The 20,113-nt window shown below is 69.1% G+C and carries 16 protein-coding genes and 1 tRNA gene; 5 read left to right on the top strand and 12 right to left on the bottom strand.

What is annotated here, in order from left to right:
• Positions 1–239 precede the first annotated feature (239 nt).
• Positions 240–2,180 (top strand): OmpA family protein, encoded by a 1,941-nt coding sequence (locus tag SR870_RS18770; RefSeq protein ID WP_322515036.1) that lies wholly within the window; start codon positions 240–242, stop codon positions 2,178–2,180.
• 311 nt (positions 2,181–2,491) lie between these two features.
• On the opposite strand, the gene SR870_RS18775 is transcribed toward SR870_RS18770, so the two are convergent.
• From SR870_RS18775 to tsaD, 6 genes are all read right to left on the bottom strand, one after another.
• Positions 2,492–3,019, bottom strand: coding sequence for a L,D-transpeptidase (locus tag SR870_RS18775; RefSeq protein WP_322515037.1), 528 nt, complete (start codon positions 3,017–3,019; stop codon positions 2,492–2,494).
• 355 nt (positions 3,020–3,374) lie between these two features.
• On the bottom strand, positions 3,375–5,327 hold the full coding sequence (gene acs / locus SR870_RS18780; protein ID WP_322515038.1) for an acetate--CoA ligase: 1,953 nt from the start codon (positions 5,325–5,327) through the stop codon (positions 3,375–3,377).
• 430 nt (positions 5,328–5,757) lie between these two features.
• The gene (locus SR870_RS18785; protein WP_416221096.1) at positions 5,758–6,453 is read right to left on the bottom strand and encodes a class I SAM-dependent methyltransferase; all 696 of its coding nucleotides are present in this window, start codon (positions 6,451–6,453) and stop codon (positions 5,758–5,760) included.
• A 155-nt stretch (positions 6,454–6,608) separates the two neighbouring features.
• The gene (locus tag SR870_RS18790; RefSeq protein WP_322515039.1) at positions 6,609–7,022 is read right to left on the bottom strand and encodes an EVE domain-containing protein; all 414 of its coding nucleotides are present in this window, start codon (positions 7,020–7,022) and stop codon (positions 6,609–6,611) included.
• A gap of 5 nt (positions 7,023–7,027) precedes the next feature.
• Positions 7,028–8,017 carry an NAD(P)H-dependent glycerol-3-phosphate dehydrogenase gene (locus SR870_RS18795; protein WP_322515040.1) on the bottom strand — a complete coding sequence of 330 codons (990 nt, stop codon included), beginning with the start codon at positions 8,015–8,017 and terminating at the stop codon, positions 7,028–7,030.
• Between the two features lie 343 nt (positions 8,018–8,360).
• Positions 8,361–9,434, bottom strand: coding sequence for a tRNA (adenosine(37)-N6)-threonylcarbamoyltransferase complex transferase subunit TsaD (gene tsaD, locus SR870_RS18800; RefSeq protein ID WP_322515041.1), 1,074 nt, complete (start codon positions 9,432–9,434; stop codon positions 8,361–8,363).
• A gap of 194 nt (positions 9,435–9,628) precedes the next feature.
• On the opposite strand from tsaD, the gene SR870_RS18805 reads away from it, so the two are divergent.
• The 4 genes from SR870_RS18805 (at position 9,629) to SR870_RS18820 (ending at position 13,953) form a co-directional block, all read left to right on the top strand.
• The gene (locus SR870_RS18805) at positions 9,629–10,372 is read left to right on the top strand and encodes a uroporphyrinogen-III synthase (protein WP_322515042.1); all 744 of its coding nucleotides are present in this window, start codon (positions 9,629–9,631) and stop codon (positions 10,370–10,372) included.
• Positions 10,373–10,430: 58 nt separating this feature from the next.
• Positions 10,431–11,927 (top strand): hypothetical protein, encoded by a 1,497-nt coding sequence (locus SR870_RS18810; RefSeq protein ID WP_322515043.1) that lies wholly within the window; start codon positions 10,431–10,433, stop codon positions 11,925–11,927.
• A 7-nt stretch (positions 11,928–11,934) separates the two neighbouring features.
• Positions 11,935–13,704 (top strand): heme biosynthesis protein HemY, encoded by a 1,770-nt coding sequence (locus SR870_RS18815; protein ID WP_322515044.1) that lies wholly within the window; start codon positions 11,935–11,937, stop codon positions 13,702–13,704.
• Between the two features lie 173 nt (positions 13,705–13,877).
• Positions 13,878–13,953, top strand: a tRNA-Thr gene (locus SR870_RS18820).
• 114 nt (positions 13,954–14,067) lie between these two features.
• On the opposite strand, the gene SR870_RS18825 is transcribed toward SR870_RS18820, so the two are convergent.
• The 6 genes from SR870_RS18825 to SR870_RS18850 all read right to left on the bottom strand — a co-directional run bounded on the left by SR870_RS18825 (position 14,068) and on the right by SR870_RS18850 (position 19,876).
• Positions 14,068–14,901, bottom strand: a complete 834-nt coding sequence (locus SR870_RS18825; RefSeq protein WP_322515045.1) for an ABC transporter permease — start codon at positions 14,899–14,901, stop codon at positions 14,068–14,070.
• Positions 14,898–16,142 (bottom strand): ABC transporter substrate-binding protein, encoded by a 1,245-nt coding sequence (locus tag SR870_RS18830; protein WP_322515046.1) that lies wholly within the window; start codon positions 16,140–16,142, stop codon positions 14,898–14,900. The genes SR870_RS18825 and SR870_RS18830 overlap by 4 nt, the downstream gene beginning before the upstream one ends.
• Positions 16,143–16,154: 12 nt before the next feature.
• Positions 16,155–17,036: an ABC transporter ATP-binding protein gene (locus SR870_RS18835; RefSeq protein ID WP_322515047.1), complete on the bottom strand. Its 882-nt coding sequence runs from the start codon at positions 17,034–17,036 to the stop codon at positions 16,155–16,157.
• Positions 17,037–17,112: 76 nt separating this feature from the next.
• Positions 17,113–17,994 (bottom strand): sulfurtransferase, encoded by an 882-nt coding sequence (locus tag SR870_RS18840; protein WP_322515048.1) that lies wholly within the window; start codon positions 17,992–17,994, stop codon positions 17,113–17,115.
• 149 nt (positions 17,995–18,143) lie between these two features.
• Positions 18,144–19,274: an acyl-CoA dehydrogenase family protein gene (locus tag SR870_RS18845; RefSeq protein WP_416221097.1), complete on the bottom strand. Its 1,131-nt coding sequence runs from the start codon at positions 19,272–19,274 to the stop codon at positions 18,144–18,146.
• A gap of 29 nt (positions 19,275–19,303) precedes the next feature.
• A complete protein-coding gene (locus SR870_RS18850) occupies positions 19,304–19,876 on the bottom strand; it encodes an OsmC family protein (RefSeq protein ID WP_416221098.1) in 573 nt (190 codons plus the stop codon).
• Positions 19,877–20,113 lie beyond the last annotated feature (237 nt).

Consider the following 20,113-nt stretch of genomic DNA (forward strand, 5'->3'; position numbering starts at 1 on the left):
GTTCGTCGCGATCACGCGGCGTGATCACCGACCGCGGCCGGGCCGCCGCCGTATCCGACGTCTGAATGCGCGATGAATAGCGGCTCGTTGGTCGGCGACACATCTCGAAATAATTAGTTGCGCCGCCGGGCGGACGGCCACAATCCGGCCCCACGGGTCATCGTTGATCGAATCGACGGGCCGGCTACGTCCGCGATGGATCGTTTGGCTCGCAGCATTTTGATACGCGGGGAATACCAATGAAAAGAATTCAGCTCGCCTTGCTCGCCTCGACAGCGATCGTCGTGTGGCAGTCCGCAACTCTCCCGGCGCACGCCGATGCGACGTCGGTGATTGCAACGCCGATGCTGATGGCGCAAGCCGCACCTGCCGACAAGGGCGACGAGAAGAAGGGCCCGCCGGCCGGGGAGCGGAAGGGGCCGCCACCGGGCGCTGCCCCGCCGCCGCCGCGTCCCGCCGCTCCGCCCGCCGCCGCGCCGCCCGCCGGTCGCATCGGCGAACCGCCGGCTGCGCCGCGCGCCGAACCGCCGCCGCGTCCGGCTCCCCCGCCGGCACCGAAGGCGGAGCCGCCGGCCGCCCCGCGCGCGGCGCCGCCTCCTCCTCCGCCCGCGGCCGCGACGCCCCCGCGCCCGCCGGCGCCTCCGGCCGAGAAGAGCGCCCCGCGCGCCGAGCCACCCGCTGCCCCGCGCGTCGCACCGCCGCCCCCGCCGGCTGCGGCTCCGCAGCAGCGTCAATCCGCGCCGCCTCCCGCGGACAAGGGCGCCGCGCCGCCGCCGCGTCCGGCACCGCCGGCTGCGGGCCAGATCGGCGCCCCGCCGGCGGGCCAGACTCCGCCTCCGGCCGTGCAGAAGGGCGGACCGCCCCCGGCCGCTGCGCAGCCGCCTGCCGCCCAGCGGAGCGCGCCGCCCCAGCAACCGCCGGCTGCGCCGGCCGACAAGGGCGCGCCGCCGCCGGCTGCCGGTCAGATCGGCTCGCCGCCGCCGGCCCAGACCCCACCGCCGCCCGCCGCGCAGAAGGCGGCTCCGCCTCCGCCTGCCGCCGCACCGGCCGACAAGGGCGCCGCGGCTCCGCCGCCTCTGCCCGCCGCCGGCACGATCGGCCCGCAGGGCGCGCAGCCCGGCGGAGCGGCCTTGCCGCCGGGTGCCCCGGTGGCGCGCACGCCGCCGCCGACGGTGACCACCCCGATTCCGGCCGCGCCGCCGCCGCCGCAGGCGATGACGCCGATCGCCCCGGGTGCTGCGCCGCAAGGCCCGCGCAACATCTCCGACTTCCGCGGTGAACGCCGCGAGGTCCGCGAGGGCGGTCGCACCGTGATCACCGAGCCCGGCCGCGTCATCGTGCGCGATCCGGGAGGCCGGGAGTTCATCCGCCACAACGAGATGGATCGCTTCCGCTACGGCGCGCGCGACATCCGCACCGAGCCCGGTCGCGGCGGTGACACCCGCACCATCGTGGTCCGGCCCGACGGCACCGAGATCATCAACGTCACGGGCCGCGACGGCCAGTTGGTGCGGCGAATCCGCCGCGATCGCGACGGCCGCGAGATCATCATCATCGACAACAGCTTCGGTCCGAGCGACCGGGCGAACTTCTACGTCGATCTGCCGCCGCCGGTGCTGCGGATTCCGCGCGACCGCTACATCGTCGACTACGAGGACGCCTCGCCGGAGCTGATCTACGACACGCTCGAAGCCCCACCCGTGGAGCGGATCGAACGCCGCTACTCGATGGACGAGATCCGCTACAGCCCGTCGGTGCGGCAGCGGATGCCCTCGATCGACCTCAACACCATCACCTTCGAGCTCGGCTCGTGGGACATCTCGCCGGATCAGGCGTCCAAGCTGCAGGTGATCGCCGACGGCCTCAACCGGGCGATCCGGCGCAATCCGCGCGAGGTGTTCCTGATCGAGGGCCACACCGACGCGACCGGCAACGACACCGACAATCTGTCGCTGTCCGACCGCCGCGCCGAGGCCGCCGCGACGCTGCTCACCCAGCAGTTCGGCGTTCCGGCGGAGAACCTGACCTCGCAGGGCTATGGCGAGCAGTATCTGAAGGTGCAGACCGACGGACCGGAGCGGCAGAACCGCCGCGTCACCGTCCGCCGCATCACGCCGCTGCTGAACGGTGGTCAGGCCGCGCTGCCGCCGCCGCCCCCGGGCGTCGCCCCGCCGCGCTGAGCGGCGCGCCCACACGAACTGAAAAGCCGCGCTCCGTGCGCGGCTTTTTTGACGAGCTGATTGATCCGATACGAGCTGATCCGCCCACCCTTCAGGCTCTCCACCCCCACGCCGTCATCCTGAGAGCCTGCCCCGGACTTGATCCGGGGTGCGAGCGCAGCGAGCCTCGAAGGATGAGAGACGAGTGCCCGCGGCCATCCTTCGAGGCACGCCGTGCCGCGCGAGCGCGGCGCGACGTGCGCCTCAGGATGACGCTGAAGAAAGGGCCGCCCGATTGAGAGACTTCGGCAGCGTCCGAGGTTGGCCGCGCCTCAGCGCGTCACCACCACCTGGGTGCCGACCGGGACGCGCTGATACAGGTCGGTGATGTCGTCGTTGAGCATCCGGATGCAGCCGTAGGAAACGAAGCCGCCGATCGAGCTCGGCCGGTTGGTGCCGTGGATGGCGTATTCGCCGCCGGCCAGCGTCATCGCCGCGACGCCCATCGGGTTCTCGGGCGTGCCGCCGGCGATCACATCCGGGATGGCCGGATTGTCGCGCTTGACGTCCGCGGGCGGCGCCCAGGCCGGGTTGCGATATTTGCCGTCGATCTTGGTGACGCCTTCCCAGCTCTTGCCGGGCTTGCCGACGCCGACCCGATAGCGCACCGCCTGGCCCGGCTCGACCACCAGGTACAGCTTGCGCTCGTGAGTCTTCACCACGATCGTCCCCGGCGAATAGTCACCCCGGAAGGCGACCAGACTGGGCCCTGCCTCGGCGCCGGGCGCCGCCAGCATCGACGTCGCGGCCAGCGCCGCGAATGCAACTGCTCGTCTTGCCGAACGAAATCCAAAAGACATCCGTCTCTCCCAATCCCTCTGCCGGTCTCCGTCCCGTCCGACCGTTCGGCGCGCCGCCGCGACATGGTAGCGCGACGCGTTAACCGACTGGTTGTGAGCTGGCGCCGGGAGGAGAGCGAACGCGGCATTGAAAGAAAATCCGCGGATGAAAGTAAATATCAGGAAAACAACACTCGGCCGCAAAGTAACCACCGAGGCCGACCGCAGCTACACATGTTGTTGAACAGCCACACTCGCAACGTCCGCGAGCGGGGGCGGCGCGGTCCGTCGTTTCGAATGTGAGGGGTGCGCCTGGCCGGCGCCGCAGTCCGGGCCCCGCCCCCGTCAAGGGGGCGGGGCGTCGCCGCCGCGGCGGTCAGACCGCCTTGTGGTGCTTGTTCTGGCGATGCTCGACCAGGTCGTCGACCACGGCGGGATCGGCCAGCGTCGAGGTGTCGCCGAGCGTCGAGGGTTCGTCCTCGGCGATCTTGCGCAGGATGCGGCGCATGATCTTGCCGGAGCGGGTCTTCGGCAGGCCGGGGGCGAACTGGATCAGGTCCGGCGAGGCGATCGGGCCGATGTCCTTGCGGACCCAGGCGACCAGCTCCTTGCGCAGCTCTTCCGACGGCTCGATCCCGGCCATCAGCGTCACATAGGCGTAGATGCCCTGGCCCTTGATGTCGTGCGGATAGCCGACCACGGCGGCTTCCGACACCTTGGGGTGCGCCACCAGGGAGGATTCGACCTCGGCCGTGCCCATGCGGTGGCCGGAGACGTTGATGACGTCGTCGACCCGCCCGGTGATCCAGTAATAGCCGTCGGCGTCGCGGCGGCAGCCGTCGCCGGTGAAGTATTTGCCCTTGTAGGCCGAGAAGTAGGTCTGCTCGAACCGTTCGTGATCGCCATAGACGGTGCGCATCTGGCCGGGCCAGGACCGCGCCAGACACAGATTGCCGGTGCACTCGCCCTCCAGCACCACGCCTTCCGGATCGAGGATCTCCGGCACCACGCCGAAGAACGGCCGGGTCGCCGAGCCGGGCTTCAATTTGGTCGCGCCGGGCAGCGGCGTGATCAGGATGCCGCCGGTCTCGGTCTGCCACCAGGTGTCGACGATCGGGCAGCGGTCGTCGCCGACGACGCGGTGGTACCACTCCCAGGCTTCCGGATTGATCGGCTCGCCGACCGAGCCGAGCAGCCGCAGCGATTTGCGCGAGGTCTTCGTCACCGGCTCGTCGCCGGCCTGCATCAGCGCCCGGATCGCGGTCGGCGCGGTGTAGAAGATGTTGACCTTGTGCTTGTCGATGACGTCCCAGAACCGCGAATTGGTCGGATAGTTCGGCACGCCCTCGAACATCAGCGTGGTGGCGCCATTGGCGAGCGGCCCGTATAGAATGTAGCTGTGGCCGGTGACCCAGCCGACGTCGGCGGTGCACCAGTAGATGTCGCCGTCGTGATAGTCGAACACGTATTGGTGCGTCATCGAGGCGAACACCAGATAGCCGCCGGACGTGTGCAGCACGCCCTTGGGCTGGCCGGTCGATCCCGACGTGTAGAGGATGAACAGCGGATCTTCCGCGTGCATGTGCTCGATCGGGCACTCGGTGGTCACCATCTCGGCGGCCTCGTGGTACCAGAAGTCGCGGACGTCATCGATCTCCACCGGCGCGCCGGTGCGCTTCACCACCATCACCCAATCGACGGCGTCGCACTTCTTCAGCGCCGCATCGACATTGGCCTTCAGCGGCACCTTCTTGCCGCCGCGCAGGCCCTCGTCGGCGGTGATCACGATCTTCGACTGGCAGTCGTTGATGCGGCCGGCCAGCGAGTCCGGCGAGAAGCCGGCGAACACCACCGAATGGATCGCGCCGATCCGCGCGCAGGCCAGCATCGCGAAGGCCGCTTCGGGGATCATCGGCAGATAGATGGTGACGCGGTCGCCCTTCTCGACATTGCGGCTGCGCAGGATGTTGGCGAATTTGCAGACCTCGTCGTGCAGCTCGCGATAGGTGATGTGGCGCGACTGCGAGGGATCGTCGCCCTCCCAGATGATCGCGACCTGGTCGCCGCGGGTGGCGAGATGCCGATCGATGCAGTTGTGCGCGACGTTGAGGATGCCGTCCTCGAACCATTTGATCGAGACCTTGCCGGGCGCGAACGAGCAGTTCTCGATCTTGTGCGGCGGCTTGATCCAGTCGATGCGTTTGGCCTCGTCGGCCCAGAAGCCGTTCGGGTCATTGACCGAGCGGGCGTACATCTCGCGGTACTTCGCGTCGTCGACGAAGGCGCGGCTCGCCCATTCCGAGGGCACGTCATAGATCTTCTCGGACATTCTTTCCTCCACCCGAATACGCGGCCTTGCCGCACCCGCCGTCGGTGCACGGACCGCAAATCGCTTCAAACCCGGCGGGCTCATCCGTCAGCACATCCTGCTCGCCGGACCCTAGAACCCGGATCGGGCGAAATCGCGAGGATTGCTGATGGATGAGGTTCGCCGGCGAAAAGACGTGCGATCGTCTGACCATCCGGCCGTTGTTATTGGTGCGATTATGCGTCGCCGCCCCCCGCGCCGACAAGCGGGGCGTTCATCCGACTTTTGGCGCTGATTTGCGGCCGCCTGATGGGCCGGGCGGCAGGGAGGTGTGGCGAAGCAGCCGGGGCGGCGGCCGCATCGAGCTCTCCGCGGTGCCCGCGCGATATTCCGCAAGGTCCTGATCAGTCGAAGCAATTTCGATCTGGCGGGCGGGCAGGCGACCGCCTGATCATTTCAGCGTCCACACGCCGGTGGCCTTGATCTCGGCGTCCTCCAGCTCCCGCGTCACCGGCACGCTGTAGTCGGCGAGTCGGGTAAGTCTGTCCTTCGGCAGATAGGAACGGCCCGGATCGCCGATCAGCACCAGCGCGCCGTTCGCCGCGCGGCGCTGCAGCAAGGCGAAGGCCAGTTCGGCGATGTCCTGCTGATAGAAGATGTCGCCGGCGAGCACGGTCTGGGCCGGCGCGGCGTGCTCTGCGGCGAGCAGATCGTCGCCGCTGATGTCGAGCGCGACGCCGTTCGCCGCGGCATTGACGGCAATCGCCTCGCGCGCGAAGCCGTCGATGTCGAACGCGGTGACGCGCTTCGCCCCGGCCTTCATCGCCGCGATCGCCACCAGCCCGGAGCCGGCGGCGAAATCGATCACCTCGCGGCCGGCGACGCAGTCCGGATGATCGAGCACATAGCGCGCCAGCGCCTGCCCGCCGGCCCAGGCGAACGCCCAGAACGGCGGCGGTAGCCCGGCCTCGCCGAGCTCCTCCTCGGTCAGCCGCCACAGCGGCAGCGCCTCGTCGGCGACGTGCAGCGAGATCTCCGGCACCAGCGGCACGGGCCGCAGCCTTGTGTTGTCGCGAATGAAGGCGAGGGGATCGGCGATGGCGGTGCTCATCGAAGGGTGATGGAGCGGCGGTGTGGAGATGTCCATGGGGTCGCCGCTGCGCCGCACGTCCAGGGCAGGGGGTCACAACAAAGCGACCTGTCATGCGCGGGCTTGACCCGCGCATCCATCATCCGCGAAGCGGACCGAAAATTCGCGAAGAGGATGGATTGCCGGGTCAAGCCCGGCAATGACGAGTTGGATTACAGCCCGCCCATCTTGCAGACCAGCTTCCACTCGTCGGCGGTGACCGGCTGAACCGACAGGCGCGAGTATTTCAGCAGCGCCATCTCGGCGAGCTTCTTCTCTTCTTTCACAGCCGCCAGCGTCACCGGGGTCTTCAGCTTCTTGTCGGCCTTGAGGTCGACGCAGACGAATTTGCCGCTTTCGTCGGTCGGGTCCGGATAGGCCTCGCGGATGATCTCGGCGATGCCGACGATCTCCTTGCCCTCGTTGGAGTGATAGAAGAACGCGCGGTCGCCCTTTTTCATCGCCATCATGTGCAGCTTGGCGGAGTGATTGCGCACCCCGGTCCAGGCCTCGCCCTTGGCGCCCTTGGCCACCTGCTGGTCCCACGACCACACCGAGGGCTCGGATTTCACCAGCCAGTACGCCATCGTCACTATGCCTCTGCCTTGAGCGGTCGCGTCAGCAGGCCTTCGATCGCCGCATCGACGCCGAGCTTGCCGGCAAGGATCGCCGCGACCGCGGTCGAGATCGGCATCTCGACGCCTTTCGCCTGCGCCATCTCGAGCAGCACCGGCGCGGTGTAATAGCCCTCGGCGAGCTTGCCGTGCGCCGCCGTCTCGATGCTCTCGCCGCGGCCGAGCGCCATGCCGAACGAGAAATTGCGCGATTGCGGCGTCGAGCAGCACATCGTCAGATCGCCCAATCCGGACAGGCCATGCATGGTCTCGATCCGCGCCCCATAGGCCTTGCCGAACCGCACCAGTTCGACGAAGCCGCGCGTCGTCATCGCCGCCAGCGCCGAGGCGCCGAGTTTGCGGCCCTCGACGATGCCGGCGCCAATCGCCATCACGTTTTTGGTGGCGCCGCCGAGTTCGACGCCGCGGACGTCGGTGGAGTGATAGGGCCGGAACGAGCCCGAATTCATCGCCTGCGCCAGCGCCTGGGCGACATCGGCGTCGGTGGCGGCGATCGTCACCGCGGTCGGCAGCCCGCGCGCGACGTCGGCGGCGAAGCTCGGCCCCGACAGGATCGCCGGGATCGCGGCCGGCGCGCATTCGGCGATGATCTCGGTCATGAAGCGATGGGTGCCGTGCTCGATGCCTTTGGCGCAGGCGATCAGCGGCGTGCGCGCGGCGATCAGCGGCTGCAGCGAGGTCACGACCTGGCGCAACACCTGCGCCGGCACCACCAGCAGCAGCGCCTGCGCGCGCGCGGCCTCGGCCAGATCGCGCGTCACCTTGATCGAATCGTCGAGCCTGACGCCGGGCAGAAACCGGCTCTCGCGCGCCTCGATCAGATGCTGCGCGTTGCCGGGATCGTGCTCCCACAGCGTCACGCTACGCCCCGCCCGCGCAGCGGTCAGCGCCAGCGCCGTCCCCCACGCCCCGCCGCCGAGCACGGCGATCGACTGAAAGTTACTCATCGGACCATCTCGTCAAAATGGCAGGAAGCGCCGGCCCGAGACGCGGCGCGGTCGCATATGAAAGTCTTCGGCCGATAGGAGACTCACCCTCCCCTGGAGGGGGAGGGTCGCTCGCGCAGCGAGCGGGGTGGGGTGGCGAAGAGTTCATCCGCCGTGCCCGCTGCTCACCCCACCCCGTCACCCACGCCGCTTCGCGGCCTGGGTGCCGACCCTCCCCCTCCAGGGGAGGGTGAAGAGAGCTCCGGTACCATGGCCCGCGAGAGTCTATATACGATCGCCCCGCCGCATGCGGGGAGAAGCTAGGAACCACTGCGGACAATGAAGCAGACAACTCGATGCCCTCTCAAAATCCCGCGCGCGTATTGGTGAATTTGCCCGGCGCCACCGCGTTGGCGTCGAGCAGCCAGCGGGCGCGGGGGGCGGCGTCCATGGTGTCGGTGAGGCCGAGTGCGAGGCGCTCGGCGCCGGCCCAGGCGATCATCGCGCCGTTGTCGGTGCACAGCGCCGGCGGCGGCACGATCAGCGTGGTCTGTGCCTTGGCGGCGACCTCGCGCAGGGCGCGGCGGATCGCCTGATTGGCGGCGACGCCGCCGGCCGCGACCAGCGCCTTCGGCGCGCCGAAGCGTTCGCGGAACAGCCGCAGTCCGGCGCTCAGCCGGTCGGCCATCGAGTCCAGCACCGCGGCCTGGAAGCCGGCGCACAGATCATTGATGTCCTGCGGCTCCAGCGGCGTCAGCCGACTGGCCTCATTGCGCACCGCGGTCTTCAACCCGGACAGCGAGAAGTTGGCGTCCGGCCGGCCCAGCATCGGCCGCGGGAAGGCGAACCGGGTCGCATCCCCGGAGGCCGCCGCGCGCTCGACCTGCGGCCCGCCCGGGTAAGGCAGCCCCAGCATCTTGGCGATCTTGTCGAACGCCTCGCCGATGGCGTCGTCGACCGTGGTGCCGAGCCGGACATAGTCGCCGACGCCGAGCACGGCGACGATCTGGGTGTGGCCGCCGGAGGCGAGAAACAGGCAATAGGGAAACTCGGTCGAATCCGTCAGCCGCGGCGTCAGCGCGTGCGCCTCGAGATGGTTGACCGCGATCAGCGGCGTATTGTGCACCAGCGCGATCGCCTTCGCGGTGGTCAGGCCGACGATGACGCCGCCGATCAGCCCGGGTCCGGCCGCCGCCGCGACGCCGGACAGCTCCGCGAATCCGGTTCCGGCTTCCTGCATCGCACGGGCAACGATGCCGTCGAGCAGATCGACATGGGCGCGCGCGGCGATTTCGGGGACAACGCCGCCGAACGGCGCGTGCTCCTCGGTCTGCGAACGCACGATGTTGGAGAGAATCCGGCCGCTGCCGTCGGCGCGGCGCTCGACCACCGCGGCTGCGGTTTCATCGCAGGTGGTCTCGATTCCAAGCACCAGCAAGGTCTGTTCACTAGTCAAATTGAGCCCTTGCGTTTGCCGCCGAACCGGCGTTCTCCTTGCTTCGCGTAGCATTGCGGGGTCTCGGAATGCAATCATCCGGTCGGCTCCCCGCAGCTCCGGCTAAGTCTGGCGGCCTGCCTGTGCGGGCGGCCGCGACGACCCCTGTTTCCCTCTCACATGCGAGGACGTCAGGCGTGGCTATGCTTGTCACCCGCCCGCAACCCGACAACGACGCCACCGCCGCAGCGCTGCGCGCGAAGGGCTACGACGTGTTGCTGGCGCCGATGTTGCGGTTCGAGCCGGTGCCGTTTCCGGACGATCAGGACGCCGACTATACGGGCGTGATCGTCACCAGCGCCAACGCGCTGCGGGCGATCGCCGACCAGCCCGGCTTCGCGCGGCTGTTGAAGCTGCCGCTGTTCGCGGTCGGCAAGCACACCGCGCGCGCGGCCCGCGACGCCGGCTTCAAGGACGTCATCGTCGCCGAGGGCGACGCCGCGAAACTGCGGCTGAAGGTCGCCGACAGCGTGCGCGGCAAAAAGAAGGCGGCCGGCGCGTTGCTGTATCTGGCCGGCGCCGATCTGTCGCGCGATCTCGCCGGCGAATTGCGCGAAGACGGCTTCAACGTGGTGATGCAGACGACCTATAAGATGCTGCCGGTGCCGACGCTCCCTGGGGATATCTGCGCCGAATTCGCGGCCAACCGGATCGAGGCGGTGCTGCATTATTCGCGGCGCAGCGCGCGCGCCTTCATCGACGCGACGCGGGCGTCCGGGATCGAGATCTCGGCGCTGGCGATCCCGCAATGCTGCCTGTCGGAATCGGTGTCCGACGTGATGCGCGAGGCCGGTGCAACGCAGGTGATGGTGGCGCGCACGCCCGACGAGAAGGCGCTGTTCGAGGCGCTGGACCGCGCGGTCGGCGCGCCCGCGCGCTGAACGAACAACGCGCCGGGCCGGCAACGGATCCGGCAGGAGCGACGAGGAACGATTGCGGATGGTCGAGAACAGGCCCGGACACGAGGATACGCAGCACGGAGAGGACCGGCGGGAGCCGCTCGCGCCCGATGGCGCCGGCGATGTGCTTCCCGGACAGGACGCCGATGCGCATCCGGAAAACGCCACCGAGGTGGATGTCGACGCGGCGATCGAATCGCCACCGCAGCATCCCGTCGAACCAGCCGCGGAGGAGTTTCGCGACGCTCCGGCCGCAGAGGTGACAGAAGTGTCGGAGACGGCGGAGGCAGACGCGCCGTCGCGTCGGGCCGAGACCGACGATGCGCCGGAGCCGGAGATCGCGACCGCCGATTCCGAGACCCGGTTCGCCGCCGCCGCGCGCGACGCCGAGGAACCCGCCGCCCGGTCGGCTGCCGAACCGCGCCGGCCCGGCATCGCCGCAACGATGCTGCCGCCGGTACTGGCGGTCGCGATTGCCGCCGCCGCGGTGATCGGGGCGGGGAAAGCGGGGCTGCTGCCGGACTACTTCACGACCGGCGCGAGCGCGCCGCAGGGCGATGCCGCCGCGCTCGATGCGCTGAAGGCGCGGGTCGCCGAGCTTGAAGCCCGCCCCGGCGCCGGCGCGGCGCCGGTCGCCGACGCCACCACCTTCGACGCGCTCGCCGCCCGGCTCGCCAGCCTCGAGGCGCGACCAGTGTCGACCGGCGCGGAGACCGCCGCGCCGCCGGCCGCCGCGGCCGATCCGGCGCTGACCGGCAAGGTCGAGGCGCTGGAGAAGACGGTCGCGTCGCTGCGCGACGATCTGACTGATCTGCGCAGTCGGTCCGAGCAGCTCGCACGCGCGGTCAAGGACGCCAAGGCGACGTCGTCGACCGAGACGCCGGCCTCCGATACGCCCGCGGCCGATTCCGCGGCGGCGCTGGCGGCGATCAATGCGCGGCTGACCGAACTCGAACAGGCCTCCAAGGCCGCGACCGCAGCCACGCCGCAGCCGCCGCAGTCTTCAGCCGCGTCGGAGGATGCGCCGCTGCGCCGGCTCGTTACCGCGACCATGCTGGATCTCACCGTCCGGCAGGGCGCGCCCTATGCGCCGATCCTGAAGGCGGCGCAGCCGCTCGCGACCGAGCCGGCCGCGTTGCAGCCGCTGGAGCCGTTCGCCGCGACCGGCGTGCCCAGCGCCGCCGCGCTCGGCCGCGAGCTGATCGCGCTGCTGCCGAAGCTGCTGCCGGGCGACGACCCGGCCAACACCACCAATTTCATCGACCGGTTCCAGGCCAATGCCGAGCGGCTGATCCGGATCCAGCGTTCCGACGCCACGCCCGGCGTCGACCGCACCGCGATCGTCGGCCGCCTCACCGCCGCCGCACAGCGCGGCGACCTTGCCGAAGCCCGGCGCGAACTGAAAGCGCTTGCGCCGGCCGACCGTGCTCCTGTTCAATCCTGGATCGAGCGATCCGAGGCGCGCGATCAGGCTCTCGCCGCTTCGCAATCCTTCGCCACCGCGGCGCTGGCCGCGTTGCCAAAACCGTCGCCATAGGATTCCCATGCTGCGCATCATCCTGTTTCTCGTGATCATCGCGCTCGCGGCCGCGGGCGCGGCCTGGGTGGCCGAACAGCCCGGCGAGGTCGTGCTGTCGTGGAATGCCTGGCGCGCCGAGATGCGGTTGCCGGTTTTCATCCTCACGCTCGGCGGCGCGATCGTTGCGATCGGGCTGGTGTGGGCGATCATCACCGCGCTGTGGCGGGCGCCCAAGCGGATGAAGCTCGGCCGCGCCGCGCGACGCAGCGGCCGGGCCCAGCGCGCCATCACCCAGGGTCTGCTGGCGGTCGGCCATGGCGATGCGGTAGCGGCCCGGAGCCACGCCACCGCCGCGCGGCGGCACGCCCCGCACGATCCGCTGGCGCTGCTGCTGCAGGCGCAATCGGCGCAGCTCGAGGGCGACCGCGACGGCGCCCGCCGCGCCTTCCTGGCGATGGCCGGGCGCGACGACACCAAATCGCTCGGCATGCGCGGGCTGTATATCGAGGCGCAGCGCGCCAACGATCCGCAGGCGGCGCTGGCGATCGCCGAGGAGGCGCTGCGGCTGCAGCCGAATGCGGCCTGGGCGTCGCAGGCGGTGCTCGGCTTCCGCTGCGCCCGCGCCGACTGGACCGGGGCGCTGGAGATTCTCGAAACCAATCTGTCGTCCGGCCTGGTCGACAAGAAAGCGTTCCGCCGCCAGCGCGCGGTGCTGCTGACGGCGCGGGCGCTCGACGTCGAGGACAGCGACGAGAGCCTGTCGCGCGACAGCGCGCTGGAGGCCAACAAGTTGGCGCCGACGCTGGTGCCGGCCGCGGTGCTCGCCGCCAGATGTCTGGCCGAGACGCATCAGGTGCGCCGCGCGATGAAACTGCTGGAGGCGGCCTGGCAGGCCGAGCCGCACCCCGACATCGCCGAGGCCTATGCCCACCTCAAGCCCGGCGATCCGCCGAACATCAGGCTGGCGCGGGTCGAAAACCTGATCGCCAAGAACCGGGCGGATTTCGAGAGCGCGCTGGCGCTCGCCCGCGCCGGGATCGACGCCGGCGAATTCGCCAAGGCGCGCCGGGCGCTTGAGCCGTTCCTGGACAACCCGACCCAGCGCGTCGCGATGCTGATGGCCGAGATCGAGCACGGCGAACGCGGAGATACCGCCAAGGCGCGGGCCTGGACGCTGCGCGCGGTCCGCGCGCTGCCGGACCCGGTCTGGACCGCCGACGGCTACGTCTCCGACCATTGGCGTCCGGTGTCGCCGGTGACCGGCCGGCTCGACGCGTTCCAGTGGCAGGTGCCGCTGGCCGCACTGCCGGCCAAGAAGACGGTGGTGATCGAGGACAACCCTTTCCATGACGCGCTGATCGCCTCCTCGGCGCCCGAGGCGCTCCCGGCCGCGAAGCCGGACGAGCCGGTGGTCGTGACGGTCGAGACGGTGACCGAAGCCGCGGTGGTGTCGCCGAAGGAGGCGGAGGCGACGCTGATCACGGTCGAGCCCGACACGGTGGCCGACAAGCCCAAGGACGTCTTGAAGGATGCGCCCAAGGAGCAGGGCAAGGACGGCGGCAAGGACGGCAGCAAGGCCGAGGCGCCGGTCGCCGCGGCCGAAACCGTGATACCGATGCCGTCGACGCCGCTGTTCCATCGCCGCCCGTCGCAGACCCCGCCGGTGATCCCGATCGTCCGTGCCCCGGACGATCCCGGCGTCGACGAGGAAGCCGCACCGGAGGATTTCGGCGAGCGCTCCACCGCCCCCGCCGGCCAGACCGGCAGCTGGCGCGGCTACCGCCCGCCGCGCTGAGGCGGGCTGCAGCCGCCACCGGGGCAATCGCGGCGCCCGACAACGATTTTGACGATTTGGTCGGATCTGAGAGGCCGATCCGACGTCCGATCGGCCGTGGTTCTTGCCAATTCGCCCGCCGGTCGATATCAGAGGCCAGCGTTTTCGGGCGGTGCATCACCCGCCCGAAGGTCGCCGCAATAGCTCAGCTGGTAGAGCACGTCATTCGTAATGACGGGGTCGGGGGTTCGAATCCCTCTTGCGGCACCATTTTTCTCCCACGATTCTCAGCAGCGGTCGCTTCGATCGCGCGCGTGTTTCGAGGCGTCACGGCCCGCGACGCGCGCGGGCGTGAATGTTTCGCCGTCGATATCACTCCTCACATCACTCCTCCCTTGCCCAGCTCGCGCGTTTGACGGCGCGTTCGCAGAGGAAGTCGAGGGCGAAGCCGATCAGGCCGATGATCACCACGGTGGCGGCGAGGCGGTCGTATTCCAGCGTGTCGCGGGCGTCGTTGATGGCGTAGCCGAGGCCGGAGGTGACGCCGAGGAATTCGGCCGGCACCAGCACGATCCAGGCGACGCCGACCGCGAGCCGGATGCCGGCCAGCGAATCCTGCATGATCGCCGGCACGATGATGGTGAACAGCATGTGCCACGGCCGTGCGCCGAGATTGCGCGCGACCTTGAACCAGGCCGGGTCGATCCTTCGGAAGCCGTGCGCGGTCGAGAACAGGATCGGCCAGATCGCCGCCACGCCGATCAGGAACACGATCGCGGCATTCCAGCTCGCAAACGCCATCACGGCGATCGGCATCCAGGCCAGCGGCGAGATCATCCGCAGGAACTGGAACGGCACCGAGCTCGCCTCGCGCATGCCGCGGAAGCGGCCGACCAGAATGCCGAGCGGCACGCCGAGCGCGATCGCCCAGGCGAGCCCGCCGGCGATCCGGCCGAGACTCGGCCACGCCATCTTGGCCGCCTCGCCGCTGATCAGCATCTGCCACAGCCGCTCGAAGGTCGGCAGCGGCGCGAAGTCGGCGAAATTCGCGGTGCGCGGATCGGAGGCGACGATGAAGCCGCCGATCCACCACACGCCGAGCAGCACCGCAATGCCGAGCGCGATATGGCCCGAGCTGCGCAGCCGGCCGGCGAAGGCGCCGCTTCGTGACGCCGCCGCCTGTGCCGGCGCGTCGTCGATCGTCAGATCGAGGCTCACAGCGACAGCACCTCGGTCCGGGCGAAGGGATCTTCGGGATTGACGCTCGGCGATGTCTTCCAGTCCGGGTACTTCGTCATCGCCTGCTTGACGAAGTGATAGTCGACCAGATCCTTGGCGACGAATTCCGGATCGAGCTTCTTCAGGAAGGTGGTATCGCCCGAGACCACCGTCTCGTTCATCGCGCCGACGATCAGCTTGGTCGCCGACGGATACGGCCAGGGCTGGAAGTCGATCCGGCCGAGCTTCCAGTCCGGATGGGTGATGGCGCCGCTCTCGCCATAGGTCTTGTCGTCGTAATAGGTCATCGCGCGCTCGATCACCGGCGCCGGCAGCGGCAGATAGCCTTCGCCGTCCTTCGACAGCAGCTTGGCGACTTCCTTCTTGTTGGCGGCGGCGTAGATTTCGGCGCGGACCAGCGCGTTCATCACCTTCTGGGTCCATTCCGGCTTCTTCCTGGTCACCTCCTCGTTCATGCACAGCACGCAGCAGGGGTGATTCTTCCAGATGTCGCCGGTGAAGCGCAGCATCCGGCCGCCGGCCTTGATCTCGCCCAGCGCGTTGAACGGCTCGGCGACGATGTAGGCGTCGATCTTCCTGGCCGCGAGCGCCGGCGGCATGTCCGGCGGCGCCATCACCTGCAGATTGCATTCGTCGGCCGCGAGCGTCTCGCCCTGGCCCTTGATCACCGGCTTGATGCCGGATTTGCGCAGCGCGTATTGCAGCACGATGTTGTGCATCGAGTACCAGAACGGCACCGCGACCTGCTTGCCGCCGAAATCCTTGAACGACGCGATGCCGCTCTCGCCGCCCACCACCACGCCGGAGCCGTTGGTGTGGGCCCAGGCCATGATCTTGACCGGGAAATTGTTGTTGTAGCGCATCCACACCGGGATCGGCTTGAGCAGATGCACCAGGTTGAACTTGCCGGCGGCGAAGCTCTCCACCAGCGGCGACCAGCCGCGGATCAGGGTCGGGCGCTCGGCCTCGAGGCCCTCGTCCTTGAAGTAGCCCATGCCGTGCGCGACCAGGAGCGCGGTGGCATCGGTGATCGGCAGATAGCCGATCCGCACCACGTCGTCGTCGGCCGCACGCGCGGACTGGCCGAAGCCGCCCAGCATGGTGCCGAGCGCGGCGAGGCCGCCGGCCGCCAGCATGTCGAGCGTCTGCCGGCGGTTGATCGCGAACCGGAAGCGATCGTCATCGGCGTGGACGATGTCATTTCCGCAATTGATGCACATTACGAGATCCTTTCAGCGGTGGCCGGCGGCGACGATCTTGAGCGGTTCCGTCCGTGGCGTTTCTTGATTGTCGGAGTGGCGCGTGAGCGATGGTTCCGGTCCGGCACGGCCGGTGGCGCGTTCGAACGCCGCCTGCAGCCGCGCCTGCGCGGCCTGGATGTTCGCCGCGCGGCGGTCCGGATCGGCCTCGGCGCGATCGACCGCGACCGGCACGATCTCGGCGATGCGACCGGGGTCGGATCGCATGATCACCGCGCGATCCGCCATCGTCACCGCTTCCGGAATGTCGTGGGTGACGATCACCAGCGTGATCTTCATCTCCTCGGCGATGCGGCGGACGTCGCGCTGCAAGGCGCGGCGGGTGACGGCGTCGAGCGCGGAAAACGGCTCGTCCAGCAGCAGCACTTCCGGGCAGGTCGCGAGCGACCGCGCCAGCGCGACGCGCTGCTGCTGGCCACCGGAGAGGTCCTGCGCGTTGCGCTCGGCGTAGCCGTCGAGTTCGACGAGGTGCAGCAATTCGCGGACCCGCGCGGCGATCTCCGCGCGCGGCCGGCCGGCGAATTTCAGTCCGAGCCCGACGTTCTGCGCCACGCTCATCCACGGATACAGATGCGGCTGCTGGAACATCACGATCCAGCGCGGCGACGCGCCTTCGACCCTGGCGCCGTCGATGCGGATCTCGCCCGTGCTCGGCGCGATCAGGCCGGCGATGATGTGCAGCAAGGTCGACTTGCCGCAGCCTGAGCGCCCGACCAGCGCCACGGCCTCGCAGGGCTTGATCTCGAGATCGATTCCGCTCAGCGCGTTGCCGCTCGAGCGACGGTAGCGGTGACTTACGCCCTGGATGGCGATATGCGCCCCGGGCCAGGCCTTCTTGGGTTGAAATGCCGGCATCGCCTGCAGCCGCTCCTCGAACAGGGTTCCTTGCGGATCGGCGGAGCCGGCCAGCGCGGCCGGCCCCGCCGCGCGATTACTCCGCCGCCATCAGCGACGGTGCCGAATAGGGGGCGCCTTCCTCGATCGGCAGCGACGGGTCGCGCGACCATTCGTTCCAGGAGCCGAAATACAGGCTGACGTCCTTGATGCCGGCTTCCTTCAGCGCCACCAGCGTGTTCGAGGCGCGGGCGCCCTTGAAGCAGTACAGCACCACCGGGGTCTCGGGGGTGATACCGACGCTGGCGCATTCGGCCAGGATCTCGCTCGACGATTTGAACATCGGGCCGTCCGGCGACGGCTTCATCATCCGGTACCATTCGATCCAAACCGCGCCGGGGATGCGGCCCTTGCGCGGGCAGAAATCCTTGCCGTAGGGCGACGAGCTTTCGCCGATCCATTCGTCGACGTCGCGGGTGTCGAGCTTGACCTTGGTGCTATCAGCCACCGCGGCCTTCATCGATTCCAGATCGACCAGGATCGAAGCGGCGGCCGGGTCGACCGTGAAGCTCTTGGGCGTGGGCGTCGGCACGTCGGTGGTGCTCGGCAGGCCGGCCGTGGTCCAGGCGGCGTAGCCGCCGTGCAGGATCTTGACCTTGGGATAGCCGAGTGACTTCAGCAGCACGTAGCCGCGGCAGGACTGGCCGAAGCCGGTGTTCATCGACTGTTCGTAGATCACCGCGGTCTCTTCGCCGGACAGGCCGGCGGCGCCGAAGGCGGCGGCGAATTTCTCGCTCATCTCCTTGACGCCCTCGGGCGTCGAGGTGGCGAGATAGGTGAAGATCTCGTGGATGTTGACGGCGCCCGGAATATGACCCGCCGCATAGGCGTCGGGATTGCGGGTGTCGATCACCACCGTGGTCGGCGACGACAGCATTTCGGATAGTTCGGCCGGCGTGACAAGAACCTTCTCAGTCATCAGTCGCTCCTGTGTTCGTCGTTGAACGTTGGCTCGCGGGAGACCTCTGCGGCACAGGGCAGTGTCCTGTGGTGACTGTTGCCGAGCGCGGGGAGGGCCCGGATGGAAGACGCTGCGCGGACGAATGGGGCGTCCGCGCACTGCGCGGACTAATGCGCCATGTCCGCCAGCATCTTGCGGAGTTGCTTGGTCGCCGGCGTCACGATCGCCACGAAGTAAGCCTCGCGCAGCCGGCGCTGCGCGGCGGCGCCGGCGACATAGCCGCGTGCGCCGCAATGAAGCATCGCGGCGTGAGCGGCGGCGACCGAGGCGTCGCCGGCGGCGAGCCGCGCCTCGATCACCGCGCGCCAGTAGTCGCGGTCGCTCTCGAACGGCGTCGCGGCGAGGCGCGCGACCTCGGCCTCCATCGCCGCGAGCCCTTCGGCGATCGGCTCGGGCTGGACGTCGAGATATTTGTTGACGTGGCCGAGCGGGCCTTTGCACTGCTCGATCAGCCGCAGGCAGTCGCGGATCAGGCCGAACGCCATGCCGGCCTGCAGCAGGATGAAGCCGGCGCGGATCCGCTTGATGAAGTCGTCGACCGGATCGGCCAGCACCCAGGCGTCCGGCACCATCACGTCGCGCATCTGCACCGCGAAGGTGCGGGTGCCGTCGAGCGCGGTGAACTTCGCATTGTCGGCGAGGTTGACGCCTTCGGCGGCGCAGGGAATCACCGCCATCACGTTGCGCGTCGCGCCGCCATCCTCGACCTCGAAGATGCCGCCGAAATAATGATCGGCGCCGAGGTTGGAGACGTAGGGCAGCAGCCCCTTGACGACGTAGCCGCCGGCGACGCGTCGTCCCTTCAGCCGCATCGGCTCGATGCCGAACAGCGACTTCATCGGATTCGACAGCGCGGTGCCGCCGAGCGCCGCGCCGGTCGCGATCTGCGGGCCGATCCCGGTCCGCAGGTGCTCGTTGTCCGAGGCGTAGATGTACCAGGCCAGCGCGTCCTGACACCACATGCAGAACGAGGTCGACAGGCAGTGCTCGCCGGCCGCCGCCATCGCGTTGATCGAGGTCATCAGGTCGAGGTTCGGGCTCTTGCCCGGCAGATGATGCGCATAGGCGCCGAGGCGCCCGAAGGCGCGCATCAGATCTTCCGGGTAGTGACCGTCGACGTCGATCCGGTTGACCAGCGACGGCAGTTCGCGCGCGGACAGCGCCCGCACCGCCTCGACGACTTCGGCGCCGGGAAGCACGGCGGCATCACCTGTGGTCACTGACTGGACATCCAGCATGGGCTCGGTCCGCTGTTGGAGGGCTGGGGTCAGGTCATCGCGATGTCGAGATTGACCGGGCGCGAGAAGGTGTTCGCCACCGGCGACCACAGCCGCGCATGCGCGACCAGCGCGTCGAGTTCTTCGCGCGGACGGTCGGCCTCGAACGTCACCTTGCAGCGGACGTCGGTGAAGCCGACCGGCTTTTCGGAGAGATCGCCGGTGCCCCAGACGCCGGTGATGTTGAGGTCGCCCTCGAGTTCGATCTCGAGCTTGTAGACGGTGATGCCGCGGGCCACGGCGTTGGCATGGATGCCGACCGCGAGGCAGGAGCCGAGCGCGGCGAGCGAGGCTTCCGACGGATTCGGCGCGGTATCGTCACCAAGAAGGCCCGGCGGCTCGTCGACGATGTAGGGCGGCAGCGCGCGGATGAAGTTGAGATGACGGAAGCGGCCCTCGGCGACGGTCTTGCACTTCAGCGTCTTGATCACCGTCGGATCGGCCTTGCCCTTGGCGATCAGGTCGTCGAGGCCGGCCTTGTCGATCGGCGCGAGGCAGCCTGTCATGGCGGTCGGGGCGTCCGGGGTGAGGCAGGCGGTCATCGCGGTGGCGGCTTTGGTCATGGGATCTCCTCTGGCTACCGGTGCGTCCGGCAGTGTTTAGGCTACAGACCGTTCTGTATTAGCAGGAAGCGTGCCAGCTCGATCCGCCCAAAAAGGCGTTGAGAATCAACGGAGCCGCGCCCTGGAACTGCCGCCCACGAAATAGGCCAGCCGCTTTTGCAGTCACTTCGCCTGCGCAATTGCCCGACTCGACGTCAACCAAGGCCTGCAAACAGACCCTTCGGTTTCCTGATTGAA

It is taken from the genome of Rhodopseudomonas palustris (genome assembly GCF_034479375.1).
GTDB lineage: Bacteria > Pseudomonadota > Alphaproteobacteria > Rhizobiales > Xanthobacteraceae > Rhodopseudomonas > Rhodopseudomonas palustris_M.